Raw genomic sequence first — 16,713 nt, forward strand, 5'->3', positions numbered from 1 at the left:
ATTCATTGCTAAGGGCAGAAAGATAGAAAAACTGACACAATCAACCATTCAGACTATAGAAAACTGGATTAATAACTACCCACGCAAGATACTAAATTTTCAATCTGCTCAACAGGGGTTTGAAAGAAAACTTCAGGAGATCGCAGCTTAAATGAAAAATAACCACTATCTACGGCATTTAACTTTACAATCTACCGTTTGTACGCAATTTTAACATTAGTTTGTCAATATCGAATGGCTTTGAAATAAAGTCCTTGATATTATATTGCTCAGTTTGCGCAAGAACATCATCTTTTTTTCCGTACGCAGATAATATCATTATATGGGCACCTGTATCAAATTCTCTAATTCTCTTAATTGTTTCAAACCCATCAATCCCTGGCATCATGATATCAACAATAATAATGTCAAAGGCATTTTTCTTTGCTAATGCAATTCCTTTTTCGCCATTTTTTGCAGTTGAAACAGAAAATCCTTCAGATGACAATATGTCTTCTAATAATGTTGTTATTGCCTCTTCATCATCGATTACGAGTATTGAATCCTCAGAAAAAAGCATATCATAGTTCGTTTCTATCGCATTGACTACAATATCTTCAAGCTGCTCAGGTTTAATCGGTTTTTGGAGTTCTCCATAAGCATGATATTGTATTTCCCCTAAATTCGTATCTGTAGACCCATGTGCAGTTACAATAATTATAATAGTTTTCGAATCAGTTTCTCTTATTTTTTTTAAGAGCTCTAACCCACTTTCATTGCCTAATTCAATATCGAGGAAAATTAGATGAGGGCTTACCTTTGTATACTCATCAAACCCTTGTGTGACAGAATTAGCAGATGATACGGTGAACCCTTTTTTTCTTAACGTATGTTCAAAAAGAGAAGTAATACCTGGGTCATCGTCTACAACCAGAATTTTAAAGGCATCTTTTCTCATGTTTAACTCGATGGGATGTTTTCTTAGGTTCCACGCACATCACGAAACGCTAACCGACACAACCACTCTTTCTATAATTTTAAGATCTCAATGAAAGCGTTTTGAGGGATTGTCACTGTTCCGAACTGTTTCATTTTCTTTTTTCCTTCTTTTTGTTTTTCCCACAATTTTCTTTTTCTGGTTATATCTCCGCCATAACATTTCGCAGTTACATTCTTTTTCATGGCACGAATTGTTTCTCGAGCTATAATTTTGCTTCCAATCGTTGCCTGAATAATTACCTGTATCATATGACGAGGAATTACATCCTTTAATTTTGCCGCAAGTTGTCTTCCGTGATAATAAGCCTTGTCTTTATGAATAAGGCAGGAAAATGCATCTATCATGTCATTGTTTATCAATATATCTAATTTAATTATTTCTGAAGGGCGGTAATCTATTAATTCATAGTCCATGGAAGCATACCCGCGCGTGCAAGATTTGAGCTTATCATAAAAATCAATAACCACTTCATTAAGAGGCAGCTCAAAGGTCATAAGCACCCTGTTTATCCCTGAAAGTGATTCGGTCCCTACGCAGGCTCCTCGTCTTTCCTGTGCAAGCTGCATAATTGCGCCTATGGCCTCATTAGGTGCTACAATAAATGCTTTAATAAAAGGCTCTTCAATTGAAAGAATATCTATCGGAGAGGGAAAGTGTACAGGATTATCGATCATAACATCTCCCCCGTCCTTGAGCTTAACCTTATAGCAAACACTCGGTGTCGTTGATATAATGTTGAGATTAAATTCTCTCTGCAGACGTTCATGAATTATTTCCATATGCAAAAGGCCTAAAAACCCACAGCGAAAACCAAAACCTAACGCAACTGAATTTTCTGCTTCGAACATAAAAGCGGAGTCATTAAGTTGTAATTTGTTTACTGCGTCTGTAAGTGGCTCATAATCGTTTGCATCAACAGGAAAAAGCCCACAAAACACCATTGGGCTCATTTCTTTGAAACCAGCTAATGCTGAACTGGCGGGATGTTTGTTAAGGGTGACGGTGTCACCTATCTTTACATCAGAAGGAACTTTAATGTTAGCTGTAATAAAACCAACTTCACCAGATGACAATTGTTCAATATTCTCGGCTTTTGGTTTAAACACTCCCACGCTTAAAACATCAAACGTTCTCCCCGTACTCATCATGCGAATAGTCATATCTTTCTTGATAGTGCCGCTGACAACTCGGATATATGTTATTGCCCCCCTAAAATGATCATACTTTGAGTCAAAGATAAGCGCTTTAAGCTCTTTTTCTTTTGATGCTTTGGGGGGTGGGACACCTTTAACAATTGCTTCGAGCACTTCTCTTATCCCCAGGTTCTTTTTTGCACTTACCAAAAGTATTTCTTCAGCCGGAATACACAATATCTCCTCAATTTGCTGTTTTACGAGATCAACATTCGCATTAGGTAAATCGATTTTATTGATAACAGGAATAATAGTTAAACCTTGTTCTAACGCGAGATGCACGTTTGATACAGTTTGTGCCTCAACTCCTTGAGCGGCATCTACGATAAGAAGTGCTCCCTCACATGCTGAAAGACTTCGAGACACCTCATAACTAAAATCAACATGACCGGGAGTATCTATGAGATTGAGGATATATTCTTCGCCATTATCTGCGCAATATTTTAGCCGAACAGGGTGTGCCTTAATGGTTATTCCACGTTCTCTTTCAAGATCCATATCGTCAAGAACCTGATCTACTTGCACTCTTTTGTCTATAGCATGTGTTAGTTCAAGTATTCTGTCGGCTATTGTTGATTTACCATGATCGATATGCGCAATTATTGAAAAGTTTCTTATAGAATTAATATTCATAGTATTCATTATTTGTTTTCTGCTGCGTTTCGCAATTCTTCAATTGCCATCTTTATATCCGGTTTTCCATATACTGATGTTCCCGCGACAATCACGTTACATCCCGCATCTACCGGTTTTTTAATATTTTGACTCTTGATTCCGCCATCAACTTGAATGTCTATATCGATATTCATTGCCTTAAGAGTTTTTGTCGCGTCAGTGATCTTTGGTAGCACCGATTCAATAAAACTTTGTCCGCCGAAACCAGGAAATACCGTCATAAACAATATAAGATCAATCTTTCGAAGTATCGATTCATCTACATTAAATGGTGTGTCAGGATTAAAAACAATGCCGCACTTACAATTCAATTTTTTAATTTCATCAATTGTTTGACTAATATCACACGGTGATTCAACGTGAATTGTCAATATATCAGCCCCTGCTTCGATAAATTGTTTATAGTAGGTGTCAGGACGTGATATCATGAGATGAACATCAAGAGGTAATGTCGTTGCTTTCCTGATTGCCTTTACTACAGGCGGCCCAAATGTTATGTTTGGAACAAAATGTCCGTCCATAACATCAAGATGCAGCCAATCTGCGCCAGCGTCTTCGGCCCTTTTTGCTTCCGTTGCAAGAGCGCCAAAATCTCCAGAAAGTATTGACGGAGCAATTTTTATCATAGATTTCCCCATTTTTCTTGTTATCGATACATACTATAGCACAAAACATCCAATTAGCTATAATCTTTAAGTTGTAAGTTATATAAAAAACTAATCACTCGTGGAGTACATATTTTATGTTTTATGCGATAGAATATATTTCGTCTTATAGCATATAACTTATAGCTTACAGCTGGAGTAATTAGAAATGAAAACAATCTGTTATATTTTCCTTATCTGGTGATGGTCCAACCACTGACAGATTTAGGGACGCATCAACAAATAACCGCTTTGCCAGATTGGCAATATCGACTTCCGTAACAGAATTAATCTTGCGCATAATTTCATCAAATGAATCTACCGTGCCTGTTGTTAGTAACGATTCACCAATCCAGAGCATATAATCAAATGTTTTCTCACGATTCATGGCTATTTGGCCAAAACAATATTCTTTTGCTCTGGATAGCTCTTGCTTATCTATAAGGTCAGAACGTAACTTATGCAGTTCATTAATAATAAGGCGAATGCATTTTATAAGTTTGTTAATATCTGTTCCAACATTAATAATTAAAACTCCCGTATCAACAAATTTCTCTATTGAAGTTTGTATGTCATATGCAAGTCCATGCTGTTCCCGTATAACTTGAAAAAGGCGTGAACTTGCGTTTTCTCCGAGAATAACCGAAAGTAATTTTAGTGCATATATCTCAGGGTCTGTTCTCGCGAGGGCTCTTATGCCGATAGATACATAGCATTGTTCAACATTTTTTTTTGTGATCTTAATACACGGTTTTGTTTGCGATATTTCTGCTGGTAGAAAACATGGTTTTTCTTTATCATTTTTTTGAGAGAAATATTCAGTTACAAGATTTTCTAGATATGAATGTGTTACATTTCCAACGGCAGAAATAACGATATTGTCTAAAGTGTACATACTATTTTTATATGAGTGCAATGTCGCTCTATCAATATTCTTTAATGTATCAAGTGTTCCAATAAGCGGCCTTCCTAAAGAGTGTTCAGGCCACAGTATTGATAAGAGTACGTCCTGCACATGTTGGGAAGGCATATCTTGATACATACAGATCTCTTCTTTTATGACATTAATCTCTTTTTGCAACTCGTCAGTATCGATTTTTTGATTGAAGTATATATCTGATAATACATCAAATGCCACCCCCGTATGGAGGGCAGGCACTTTTGCAGTATAACAGGTACATTCTTCAGCTGTAAAAGCATTTAATGTTCCTCCTATCCCTTCAATATCACGATATATTTCGTAGGTTTTTCTTTTTTCAGTGTCTTTAAAAGCGATATGTTCAAGAAGATGAGATATACCATTTAATTTTTTTTCTTCGTGTCTGCCACCGACACCTACCCATATACCCATAGATACTGATGCCATATGCGGCATTTCTGAAGTTATTAACCTTACCCCATTACTATAGTGTGTTATTTTATCCATTGTTTACTTTCTGCTCTTTTTTCTGATAATTTCATTTGGATACGCTTTGCCTTGTATCTTAACTGAAACAATCTCATTATAGTTTGCTTGAGTGATAGGGAAATCTTCCTTGTTCTTCATTTCCAATATCTTTTCATTGTGATCTGATCCAATATGTGGATTTAAAAATTCAATACTATCATCTACCCTTAACGTATTTTTTAATTTTATAAAAACAGAGTCATTTTTTACCTCAGTTACAACTCCCATAAATAGATGGTTTCCGTCATCATGATCTTTTTCGTATAATTGCGCAGATGAATCAGGCGTTCCGAAGTAAAAACCTGTTGAATATCCCCTATGAGGTATTTTATCGAGTTCATTTTCAAATTCGTTAATAAGTTCTTTTGTAAAATGTCCTTCCTTATAAGACTGCATTGCTTTTTTATATATTCGCGTTACATTACCGAGGTAATATATACTTTTCATTCTTCCTTCGATTTTGAACGCATCAACACCGATATCACAGAGTTCTTTTATATAACGCACCATGGAAAGATCTTTTGCGCTAAAAATACGTGTACCGTTTTCATCTTCTTCTACGGGCAGTATTAGTCCCGGTCGTTTTTCCTCCATAACAGAATATTTCCATCGGCACGGCTGGGAGCAATCACCTTTATTGGCGTTTCTATCACTCAAATAGTTAGAGATAAGACATCTTCCTGAATAAGATACACACATAGCCCCATGCACAAATACTTCCAATTCACATGCTACTTTTTTTCGTATTTCTTCGATTTCTTGTAGCGATAATTCTCGTGCAAGTATAATTCTTTTAATTCCGCAATCTGTCCAGAATTGTGCACTCGCCCAGTTAGTTACATTGGCCAAAGTTGAAAGATGAATATTGAATTCTAGCTTTTCTTCCTTAATTAAATGCAAAATGCCAGGATCAGAAACAATAATGGCATCTACAGAAACTTCGTGTAAGAAATGAAGATATTTTTTAATATCGCTCATTTCGTTGTTTCGAAGAAAAATATTGACTGCGGCATACACTTTTTTATTAATGCTGTGCGCATATGACACTGCCTGGTGCAGTTCACTGTCTGAAAAGTTCGGGGCACGTTTTCTCATCCCGTAATGATTGTCTGAAAGATATACTGCATCAGCCCCATAATGATATGCAAAACGCAGCTTTTCAATATCACCTGCCGGTGATACAAGTTCAATATTTTTCATCTTATACTATAACTCTTGGTTAGTTGTTTCTTTTGTTTTCTTTATATCAAGATATGTCTGCAATATGAGTTGGGCTGCTATTGCATCGACTCTCTTTTTTCTCTTTTTGCGCGATAAATTTCCTTCAAGCATAGATCGATGAGCTATGACTGTTGTTAATCGTTCATCTACGAATTCACAGGGAATATTACTGAATTTTGAAAAAGTTTCTGCAAACTTTTCTACAATATAAGCTCTGAATCCTTTAGAGCCGTCCATATTTAGAGGCATACCTAATACAATTAATTCCACATTGTGTTCAGATATTATTTTATTAATTTCTTGTATGTCACTTTGTAGTGATGTGCGGGTAATTACTTTAAGCGATTGCGCAGTGAAAAGCAATTCATCACTCATCGAAACACCGATTCTTACATCACCAATGTCTAAACCTAATATTCTCATATAACTCCTTATACATTATGTTACAGCAGATCAGATATAGTCTTGAGGAAAGGGAACGCTAAATGTACTGTGTGTATTTTTTGTGATTTTTTAATTGTTCAACAAGCTTTTTTATTTCCTCGCTCTTTGATCTATCACATATGAGGAGTGCGTCTCTTGTTTTTACAATAATCAGGTTTTTCACTCCAGAAACAGCAATAACCCCATCATCAGATACAATAAGACTGTTATGTACATCCTCAAGAATAACTTCACCTTTTTGCGCGTTGTTGTGCCTATCATGAGAAAGATACTTATTATAACTTTCCCACGAACCAATATCGTCCCAGTAAAACACCCCTTTAGTAACAATAATATTCTGTGATTTTTCCATGATGCCATAATCAATTGAAATTTTTTCCAATCGATGGTAAACATCTTTTACTTTAGATGAAAAACATTTTTTACCTATATAATTATTCAAAGCACTAATATCTTTTGAAAGAGATGGAAGATATTCATTAATTGCAGAGAGTATAGTGGAAACTTTCCATACAAACATACCGCTGTTCCATAAGTATTTATCCGAGGCAACAAACTTTTTCGCCTTAAGGGACGTTGGCTTCTCCTCAAATCTGTCTACATGATGAAAAACTGATTTTGAATCATACCTCATTTTTTTACCGGTTTTAATATAGCCATATCCGGTGTGAGGCGTCCGCGGAACAATTCCTATAGTTACCAGCACATTGTTTTTATCACACATTTTAGCTGAGTCAATAATTGTGCGTTTAAAAAGGTTATTATCTTTAATGATATGGTCTGCCGGCAATACAACCATCACTGCATTCGGATTTCTTTTTGCAATAATTGTTGCAGCAAGCGCAATACAGGGGGCAGTGTTTCTCCCTACCGGTTCAGCGATGATATTACTCTTTTTAATATACGGAACTTGTTTTATTGTTGCTTTGACATGTTTTTCATTCGTTACTATGATTATATTCTCTACCGAGGTAAATCGACTCACACGTTCAATTGTTTCCTGCAACAATGTTTTAGTGCTGGTTAATGGCAATAACTGTTTAGGGGTATCCTGCCGCGACATCGGCCAAAAACGTTCTCCGCTTCCCCCAGCCATAATAACAGTATAGAGATCCTTTTGTATTTTCATACTAACCCTTTTATAAACTTTTTAACATGTGGTACCGGATTATTTTGATTCGCTTCAATAAGGCGAACAATTGCACTACCAATCACAACAGCATCAGTATATGTTGATAGCTCTTTTACTTGTTTTTTTTCTGAGACACCAAAGCCGACAGCAATAGGCAACTTTGTATATTTCTTTACCCGTCGGATCATTTTTTTTGTTTCTATCAAAGAACTTGTTTTTGAACCAGTAACACCGGTTCTTGATACACAATAAATAAATCCGTTGCTTGCCTGACAAATTGAATCTATACGTTTTTCAGAGCTTGTCGGGGCAATAAGATATATTGTTTTAAAATCCATTGATCGCGCGGCAATGATGTAATCATGTGATTCTTCGGGTGGTAAATCAAGAACGATACTTCCATCTGCTCCAGCATTTTTCGCATCTTTGACAAAAGCATGTAAGCCGTATTTGAGTATCGGATTAAGATACGTAAAAAGAACGATAGGAATATGTGTTACTTTTCTTACCTCTTGAACCAGTGTCAACACCCTCTTTACCGTAGTCCCAGAAGATAATGAACGTTCTACCGCATTTTGAATAACGGGCCCATCTGCCAGTGGATCAGAAAATGGAATGCCGATCTCAATAAGATCAACTCCTGACTCAGCTATTGATGTAATAATTTCTTTAGAAATATTTAAGGTTGGATCTCCGCCGGTAATGTAGGCAATGAGTCCAGTTTTATGTTTATGCGAAAGCTCAATAAATTTTTTATCGATCCTATTCATATGACTTATCTTTTTTTTGCAGTATATTATTGAGTCATCCTCTTCGAGGATAGTATTCCCATTCAAATAATATCTCATCCCCCCTAGATTTTGAGGCCTAGGCCTCAAAATCAGAAATCAGGGGGGATAGTTCGTCTAAGCAAAAGTCATGAGTATTTCATCTCATGACTTTTACAGTCTCACTAGAGGTATTCTTTCACCGATTGTACGTCTTTGTCTCCTCTACCGGATAGATTAATAATGACTATGCTATTTTTTTTGAGACGTGGAACAGCTTTTCTTGCGTATGCAATAGCATGTGCACTTTCAAGTGCCGGTAATATTCCTTCAGCTCTACCAAGCAAATGAAATGCTTCCAGCGCTTCATGATCGCTCACATGAGTATACGTAATTCTCTTTTTATCGTGCAAAAATGCGTGTTCTGGGCCAATAGCGGCATAATCTAATCCTGCAGACACTGAATGTGTCGCGTTAATCTGACCGTCACTATTTTGCAAAATATATGTCATTGTACCCTGCAATACACCAGGAAGCCCCCCCTCAAAACGTGATGCATGCTTACCTGTTTTTATCCCTAATCCACCGGCTTCAACACCAACCATAGCCACTTTCGGATCATTAATAAATGGATAAAACAAACCTATAGAATTACTGCCACCGCCAACGCACGCAATAAGCAAATCCGGCAACTTTTTTTCTTTAGCAAGTATTTGTTTTTTAGCTTCAATCCCAATAACTTTTTGAAAATCACGTACCATAACTGGATAGGGATGCGCACCAAGGACTGAACCTAAAATATAATGAGTAGATCTGACATTCGTTACCCAATCTCTCATAGCTTCATTTATCGCATCTTTCAGTGTTTTTGATCCGGCAGTAACTTCTGTCACTTTTGCGCCAAGAAGTTCCATGCGAAATACATTGAGTGCCTGACGTTTCATGTCTTCAGTTCCCATGTATATCTCGCATTCTAGACCAAATAGTGCGGCAACAGTTGCTGTTGCAACACCATGTTGCCCGGCACCGGTTTCAGCTATAACACGCTTCTTTCCCATTTTTTTTGCAAGAAGTACTTGTCCTATAGTGTTATTTATTTTATGTGCTCCAGTGTGGCACAGATCTTCTCTTTTTAGATAAATTCGCGATGAGCCAATCTCTTTAGATAAACGTTCAGCGTAATATAATGGTGTCGGGCGTCCGACATACTCCTTAAGATAATATTGCAACTGTTTCTTAAAGTTTTTGTCAGAAAGCGATGCGGTATAGGCATGTTCTAACTCAGACAAAGCGTCCATAAGTGTTTCAGGTACATATTTCCCGCCATAGAGCCCAAAATGCCCACTTTTATCAGGCATATTCTGTTGTATATTATTCTTTCGCATAATGTTCATCTCTTATCATATGTACATATTCTTTTAATAAAGTATGATCTTTTATTCCTGGCTTTTTTTCTAATTTACTGGAAGCATCAACTGCAAAAGGTTTTATTGAATTAATTGCTTCTCTTACATTATCAGGTCCCAAACCGCCAGATAGAAACATTTTTTTTTCAAAATCTTTTGCTTTTAATGCAATTGTCCAGTCAAAGACTTCCCCTGTACCGCCGTGGGCTTTCCTAGAATAACAATCAAGCAGTATATAATCAATATCTTTATAGCCTTCTATAGCGTTAATCGATTCGATATCTTTAACTCTAAATGCTTTTATAATAGGCAGTCCGATATCCTTTGCTTTCTGGCAATATTCCGGGGACTCCTCCCCATGCAATTGGATCATTGCAAGCCCGCATTCTTTGACCACCTCTTTCACTACTCTAATATCTTCATTAACAAATACACCTATAGCCATTAGTCTTTTAGGAATTGCATTAATAATTTCCAATGCTTGTGCGGGCTCAACAGAACGCGGACTTTCAGCAAAAACAAAACCAAGCGCATCAACTCCTAAATCAGAACAAAACAATGCATCTTCTACATTTGTTATTCCGCATATTTTTATTTTTGTTTTATGTTCTTTATTGTTCATGCATCATAAGTTCTGTAATACATTGTTTAATATTGTCTGCACGCATAAAATGTTCACCAATAAGTGCTGCATGAACGCCACATTCCTTCAATCGCACAATATCATGATGAGTGCGTATTCCACTTTCACTTACTTTTACAACATTGTTCGGAATTTCATTTATCAAATGTTCAGTGGTAGATATATCAACAGAAAAGTTTGTTAAATCTCTGTTATTTATACCTATAATATCCGCACCCGCGTCAAGTGCGCGTTTAATATCATCATGCGTGTGTGCCTCAATAAGTGCACAAAGCCCACAATCGGAAACAACGCGCAGCATATTCTTTATATCCTTATCATTCAATATAGATGATATCAAGAGTACTGCATCTGCCTGCAATGAAGCTGCTTCAACTATTTGGTATTCATCTATGATGAAATCTTTGCAGAGAATTGGCTTTGAGACAATTGTACTGACCGATTCTAAATAACTTGGATCACCAAGGAAATATTTATCTTCGGTAAGAATAGATATTGCGTTAACACTTTTTTCTTCCTCATATATTTGTGCAATCCCTACCGGGTCAAAGTTTTTGCGTAACATTCCGGCAGAAGGTGATGCTTTTTTTATCTCAGCAATGAGCGCAATTGTGTTCGACAGTTTTAGTGCAGCCTTAAAATCACGCTTCACAGATCGTTGTTCTGAATGCGTTATAAGAGAACTCAATGAAGTAGTACGTTTTTTCTCTTCAACTATCTGTTTCTTGTATAAAACAATTTCTTCAAGAATGTTCATGGGTAAACTCTTTTAGTTTTTGTACTGCTTCATATGCCTTACCGGAACTAAGCGATTCTTTAGCCATTTCTAATGCAGTATCAAATGAAATTGTTTTGTCTGATACCATAATGACATAAGCAGCATTAATAAGAACTATGGTGCTAATAGGGCCATCATCTTCACCATTAAGAAGTGCTTGTGTCTTTTTATAGTTATCTTCTCTTGTTAGAGCGCTTATACCTTCTAATCCTGAACGTTTTATTCCATGTTTTTGAGGATGAAACTCATATGTTTTAATGGAGCCGTTCCTTAGTTCGGTTATAATTGTTGGCTCATTTAGGCTTACTTCATCAAGCCCATCTAATCCATGAACAACGAATGCATCAGTTGTGCCGAGTTTATGTAAGACTTCAGCCATTTTTACGGTAAGAGACGGGTCATAAACACCAATAAGTTGTTTTTTAGTATGCAGTGGGTTTGTTAATGGTCCAAGCATATTAAAAATTGTTCTCATACCAATATCATTGCGTGCTTGAGCGGCATGTTTCATTGCACTATGATAAACTGGTGCAAAGAGGAACACCATCCCAACATCCTGCAAACATTTTTCAACATGTTTTGGATGCATATCAATTTTAATGCCAAGGGCCTCCAATATATCTGCGCTTCCACAAGAACTTGAAACTGCTCTATTTCCATGTTTTGCTATGGTAATGCCGGCCCCACAGGCAACAAAACTTGCTAATGTCGATACATTTATCGTGTTTTTGCAATCTCCACCAGTTCCGCAGGTATCGACCAGGTTAGGAATATCAATAGATAATTTAAATGCATGTTCGCGCATTGCCAAAGCACACCCATAAATCTCTTCAGATGACTCGCCCTTTATTTTAATGGCAGTACAAAATGCAGCAATTTGTGCATCAGTCGTATTTCCATCCATAATTTCATTCATGACTTTATGCGCAATATCACATGAGATATTCTCGCCCTGCACTACCATTTTGATCACTTTTTTAATAAACATTCATTTCCTCAATTGACTATACGCTAAACGCTATGCGCTAATAAATATCTTTTTGTCTTATAGCATATAGCTTATAGCTGAGTGCCGAGTTACAGCTTTATGCATTCACCTGTTTTTGCGGATATATATTTAACTTTTTCAATATGATACGAGGCATCTTCTTCTAAAATAATTGCTCCTCTATACCTCTTCTCAATTTTTTTGAATGATTCTTGATCTTGGGCATCTACATGCGCAAACACTTCCGGACTTACAAGCACTTTTATCTGCATATAAGTACCAGCTGAAAAGATTCTTCGTAATGCTCTCTGAATTTCAATACTTATACTGAGTGGTGACTTAACCATACCATTGCCTTTACAATATGGACAATCAGTGTAGAGCGCGTCAGCCGTTGTTTCCTGGATCCGTTGTCGCGTCATTTCAACAAGGCCAAGCTCAGATATCGGAAGTATATTGGTTTTTGCTTTATCTCTTTTGAGTCCTTCCTTCAGTCTCATCAAAACTTCTCTCTGATTTCTCCGTGAGCTCATATCTATAAAGTCAATAATAACAATACCGCCCATGTTTTTAAGCCGTAGCTGGCGTGCTACTTGATCGCATGCTTGAAGATTTGTTTCCAAAACTGTATTTTCAAGACTGTTTGAAACATGGCGTCCTGTATTCACGTCAATAGTGACAAGTGCTTCAGTTCTATCAAAAACGAGATACCCTCCACACTTCAGCCATATTTTTCGTTTAAATATCTTCTCAATTTCTTTTTCAACACCATACTTATCAAATAGTGGCTGTTTGCTTTGATATAGCTCTACTTTATGTTTCATGCGCGGAAATGCGAGACTGATAAATTTAAAAATATCCCAGTACACTCTACGCGAATCGACGACAACTCTATCGATATCATGCGTTAATGAATCACGTACTGTTTGCAACACAAGATCTAGATCAGTGTGTATGAGTGATATCGTAGGATATTGATCTATCTTTTTCTTAACTTTTTTCCATAATGCCGATAGATATCGCAAGTCCCTTTCAAAATCTTTATGCATTTCCCCTTCGCCAACAGTTCTTATAATTATCCCCATGTTAGGAGGTATTGTTATCTTATCAATCATAGCGCGTATTCTTTTACGCTCTTCTTTATCACCTATTTTCCGTGACAATCCTCTAATGTTTGAATGAGGAACAAGAACCATAAATCTACCGGGAAGACTTATATCTGTTGTGAGTCGAACGCCCTTTGTCCCGATAGGATCTTTGAGTACCTGAACAATGATTTCTTGTCCTTCTTTAACAAAATCAGAAATTAATTGTTTCGGTCCATTTCGTTTTTGAGAAGGCCCGTCAAACTCCTTTTCAATATATTCACCCTCTTCGTCTACCATAAGTTCGTGAAGAGACGCTGTATCACCAATATCAGATACATGCAGGAATCCGTTTTTTTCCATACCGACATCAACAAATGCGGCTTGAATTCCCGGTAAAACATTCACCACTTTACCCTTATAAATATTTCCTACGTAACGATCTTGCTCTGTTCTCTGCAAGTGAAACGATTCGACCGTATTATTTTCGATTATTACGACACGGGTTTCTGAATTTTCAACATTTATAAGGATTTCCTTTTTTAAAGGACCTCTTTCTTTATATTTCTTTGCGAGTAATCTTATCATCTATACACCTTCTTGTTTGTTTTGATAGAATACATATTAATTCTTTTCACTTGGTACCCACGTGCTTTATGCCGGTCAATATCCAATAAATACTTAATTAGGTCATAGGGGTTTATAGAGTTTCCCTCATGAAGTATCAATTTTAATGTAAGTAGTGTTCCGCTCTGATCTTTTTTAAGATCAATATAAGGAACCATCGGTTTTACCAGCATCGTCCTAGACGTACCACGGGCATTAGTCTTTGTTATCACCTCCTTTTCACCAAGCATTTCTTCAATATGTTTTTTATCTAATTCATCATTGTTTTTGAGCTTTACACAATACTCATAACAATCAATTTCTTTTGTTACAATATCTTTCTCTTGATCAAAATAATGTATGTCTTTTATATGCAATATATTAGCAAATGAACATTGTAAACGATTTGCCATTTTTTTTAAATCACAAAATTGCATTATTCTGAAATCAAGGAATTCATTCTCTCCTTCCATTCCTACTGATAAAGGAGGGCCAAATGAAATTACCTGATGGGGGCTGAAGCCCTGAGACAATGCTATGGGTATATCTGCACGCATAAACCCCCTAAAGATCGTTCTCATCAAATCAAGATGAGAGATCAAGCAAAAAGGACTCATAACCGAATAAATAAGTCTTATCGTTGACTCACTCATATCGCATCCTCCCCTATCTTTTGCTGGACATCTTCATATTCCTTAATCAAAGCCTCTGTACTACTTCCCGTAGAAATAAACTCCCATGGAAGAACTTCTTTAACATCTATGCAATCAATATATTTATTCGTTTCTAAATTATTTCTTTCTATAACTTTTTGCCATGTACTGAAATTAAAATATTCGTACCAGTCATCAAACTTCGCTCCTTCTTTCCATGCATCTAAAACAATTTGAGATAAAGACCTGTCACCTCTGGAAAAAAGTGCTTCAACAAAGCTTTTTTCAATATTATGGAATTTAACCTGTATACATTTTCTTTTAATTTTCTTCTTGAGGTATATATGTTTTTGGCGAAACTCATCTATACTATTCATTCCTGCCCATTGGAGTGGCGTATGCGTTTTTGGAACAAAATTAGATATTGAAACATTTACTCTTCCTGGTTTTCCATGAAGAGAACGCTTAACCTCAGAAACTTTATTAACAATAGTCATAATATTATCAAGATCATCATATGTCTCACCCGGAAGGCCGATCATGAAATATAGTTTAATTAAATTCCACCCGGAACTATATGCATACTCAACCGCTTTATATAAGTCGTCTAAACGGATGTTCTTTCTTATGATCTCAAGCATTCTCTGAGTGCCGGCTTCACATGCAAAAGTAAAACCAGTTTTCTTTATCTTGCTTATTTTACGCGCTAACTCTACTGAGAACGTATCTACTCTCAGTGACGGTATAGATAAAGACACTTTTTTATCATAGAAATTATCTGTCAAATCATCAACCAGTCCCTCAATATCTGGATAATCCCCTGTAGAAAGAGATGATAGCGATATCTCTTGATACCCTGTATTGGCTATGATTTCTTTTGCCTCTTCCACTAAAACATCCTTTTTTCTATATCTCAATGGCCGATATATTGACCCTGCCTGACAGAAACGACATGCATTGCCACACCCACGCATAATCTCAAGCGTTGCACGATCGTGAATAATGCTGATAAGAGGCACTATTTGTTTTTTTGGAGAAGGTATATCGTTTAGATCTTTTACAACAGCTTTCTTGATCTGTTTTGGAGTAGTGTCACAAGCAGTTGTATAGCATGAAAATCGTCCTTCTTGAGATATTTTTTTATTAAATAATCTTGGAACATATATTCCCGAGATTGTTTGCGCAGCCTTTTCCAGCAGCTTTTCTTTTGATAGATCTTTGTTTTTTGATACAAGATGCATGAATTGAAGAAGAGTTTCTTCTGATTCACCTATAAAAAATGCATCAAAAAAATCTGCGATTGGTTCGGGATTAAAAACACATGGTCCGCCACCAATTATGAGAGGCCACGAACCTTTCACTCTTTCAGCGCTTTTAAGTGGTATTCCTGCAAGATTAAGCATGTTAAGAATATTTGTATAACATAACTCGTATTGGACAGAAAAACCTACGATGTCATGTTCTAATAGAGGCGTATAATTTTCCAAGCTGAAAAGAGGAATTGCTTCTTTTCTCATACATTCTTCCATATCCGGCCAGGGTGCGAATACACGCTGGGCAGAAAATTCCTTAACATTATTTATTATTTCATAGAGTATTTTTAGCCCATAATGACTCATGCCAATCTCATACACATCGGGAAACGCTAACGCAATACGGACATCAACTGTTTTAAGATCCTTGATAATGGTATTTACCTCATTACCAATATAGCGTCCGGGTTTTTCAACGTACGGCAAAATATCTTCGATAACTTTTTGTCTTAAATTCATTTATCAATTTCTTTCATTTTTTTGTCTGAGGTCTGTGTATCCCCCCGATTTTTTGGCTTCGCCTCAAAATCGCCCTCACCAGTAAAGCATGGATTGATGCCTTTTGTTTTCAAACTAGAAATCTCTACTAGATTTCTTTGCTCGCACTAATGATGCTCATCCCCCCTAGATTTTCTCGGGCTTCGCCTCCAAAATCGTAAAGCAGGGATTCGTGCTACTTGTTTTCAATCTAGAAATCTCTACTAGATTTCTTTGTTCGCATTAATTGTGCTCATCCCCC

Annotated in this window: 15 protein-coding genes; all 15 read right to left on the reverse strand. The window is 36.6% G+C overall.

Annotated elements, in window-relative coordinates; translation table 11 throughout:
• Positions 1 to 184: 184 nt before the first annotated feature.
• The 15 genes from P9M13_06025 to P9M13_06095 all read right to left on the reverse strand — a co-directional run bounded on the left by P9M13_06025 (position 185) and on the right by P9M13_06095 (position 16,433).
• Positions 185 to 937: a response regulator gene (locus tag P9M13_06025; protein ID MDP8262839.1), complete on the reverse strand. Its 753-nt coding sequence runs from the start codon at positions 935 to 937 to the stop codon at positions 185 to 187.
• Positions 938 to 1,008: 71 nt separating this feature from the next.
• Positions 1,009 to 2,814, reverse strand: coding sequence for a translation elongation factor 4 (gene lepA / locus P9M13_06030; protein ID MDP8262840.1), 1,806 nt, complete (start codon positions 2,812 to 2,814; stop codon positions 1,009 to 1,011).
• Positions 2,814 to 3,473 carry a ribulose-phosphate 3-epimerase gene (gene rpe, locus P9M13_06035; GenBank protein MDP8262841.1) on the reverse strand — a complete coding sequence of 220 codons (660 nt, stop codon included), beginning with the start codon at positions 3,471 to 3,473 and terminating at the stop codon, positions 2,814 to 2,816. The genes lepA and rpe overlap by 1 nt, the downstream gene beginning before the upstream one ends.
• 181 nt (positions 3,474 to 3,654) lie before the next feature.
• The gene (locus tag P9M13_06040; protein ID MDP8262842.1) at positions 3,655 to 4,917 is read right to left on the reverse strand and encodes a pitrilysin family protein; all 1,263 of its coding nucleotides are present in this window, start codon (positions 4,915 to 4,917) and stop codon (positions 3,655 to 3,657) included.
• 3 nt (positions 4,918 to 4,920) lie between these two features.
• On the reverse strand, positions 4,921 to 6,138 hold the full coding sequence (locus P9M13_06045; protein ID MDP8262843.1) for a peptidase U32 family protein: 1,218 nt from the start codon (positions 6,136 to 6,138) through the stop codon (positions 4,921 to 4,923).
• Between the two features lie 6 nt (positions 6,139 to 6,144).
• Positions 6,145 to 6,582, reverse strand: coding sequence for a Holliday junction resolvase RuvX (ruvX, locus tag P9M13_06050; protein ID MDP8262844.1), 438 nt, complete (start codon positions 6,580 to 6,582; stop codon positions 6,145 to 6,147).
• Positions 6,583 to 6,640: 58 nt separating this feature from the next.
• Positions 6,641 to 7,732, reverse strand: a complete 1,092-nt coding sequence (locus P9M13_06055) for a mannose-1-phosphate guanylyltransferase (protein ID MDP8262845.1) — start codon at positions 7,730 to 7,732, stop codon at positions 6,641 to 6,643.
• On the reverse strand, positions 7,729 to 8,505 hold the full coding sequence (trpA, locus tag P9M13_06060; protein ID MDP8262846.1) for a tryptophan synthase subunit alpha: 777 nt from the start codon (positions 8,503 to 8,505) through the stop codon (positions 7,729 to 7,731). Before trpA ends, P9M13_06055 begins: the two co-directional genes overlap by 4 nt.
• Before the next feature lie 182 nt (positions 8,506 to 8,687).
• The gene (trpB, locus tag P9M13_06065) at positions 8,688 to 9,887 is read right to left on the reverse strand and encodes a tryptophan synthase subunit beta (GenBank protein MDP8262847.1); all 1,200 of its coding nucleotides are present in this window, start codon (positions 9,885 to 9,887) and stop codon (positions 8,688 to 8,690) included.
• On the reverse strand, positions 9,874 to 10,530 hold the full coding sequence (locus P9M13_06070; protein ID MDP8262848.1) for a phosphoribosylanthranilate isomerase: 657 nt from the start codon (positions 10,528 to 10,530) through the stop codon (positions 9,874 to 9,876). The genes trpB and P9M13_06070 overlap by 14 nt, the downstream gene beginning before the upstream one ends.
• Complete coding sequence (gene trpC, locus P9M13_06075) at positions 10,520 to 11,308, reverse strand: indole-3-glycerol phosphate synthase TrpC (protein ID MDP8262849.1); 789 nt, start codon at positions 11,306 to 11,308, stop codon at positions 10,520 to 10,522. The genes P9M13_06070 and trpC overlap by 11 nt, the downstream gene beginning before the upstream one ends.
• The gene (trpD, locus tag P9M13_06080) at positions 11,295 to 12,317 is read right to left on the reverse strand and encodes an anthranilate phosphoribosyltransferase (protein ID MDP8262850.1); all 1,023 of its coding nucleotides are present in this window, start codon (positions 12,315 to 12,317) and stop codon (positions 11,295 to 11,297) included. The genes trpC and trpD overlap by 14 nt, the downstream gene beginning before the upstream one ends.
• 89 nt (positions 12,318 to 12,406) lie before the next feature.
• Positions 12,407 to 13,990: an Rne/Rng family ribonuclease gene (locus P9M13_06085; protein MDP8262851.1), complete on the reverse strand. Its 1,584-nt coding sequence runs from the start codon at positions 13,988 to 13,990 to the stop codon at positions 12,407 to 12,409.
• Entirely contained in the window at positions 13,987 to 14,661 is a 675-nt protein-coding gene (locus P9M13_06090) for a TIGR03936 family radical SAM-associated protein (GenBank protein ID MDP8262852.1), read from the reverse strand. The genes P9M13_06085 and P9M13_06090 overlap by 4 nt, the downstream gene beginning before the upstream one ends.
• Positions 14,658 to 16,433 (reverse strand): TIGR03960 family B12-binding radical SAM protein, encoded by a 1,776-nt coding sequence (locus P9M13_06095; GenBank protein MDP8262853.1) that lies wholly within the window; start codon positions 16,431 to 16,433, stop codon positions 14,658 to 14,660. Before P9M13_06095 ends, P9M13_06090 begins: the two co-directional genes overlap by 4 nt.
• Positions 16,434 to 16,713: the final 280 nt, after the last annotated feature.

The organism is Candidatus Ancaeobacter aquaticus, assembly GCA_030765405.1.
GTDB lineage: Bacteria > Auribacterota > Ancaeobacteria > Ancaeobacterales > Ancaeobacteraceae > Ancaeobacter > Ancaeobacter aquaticus.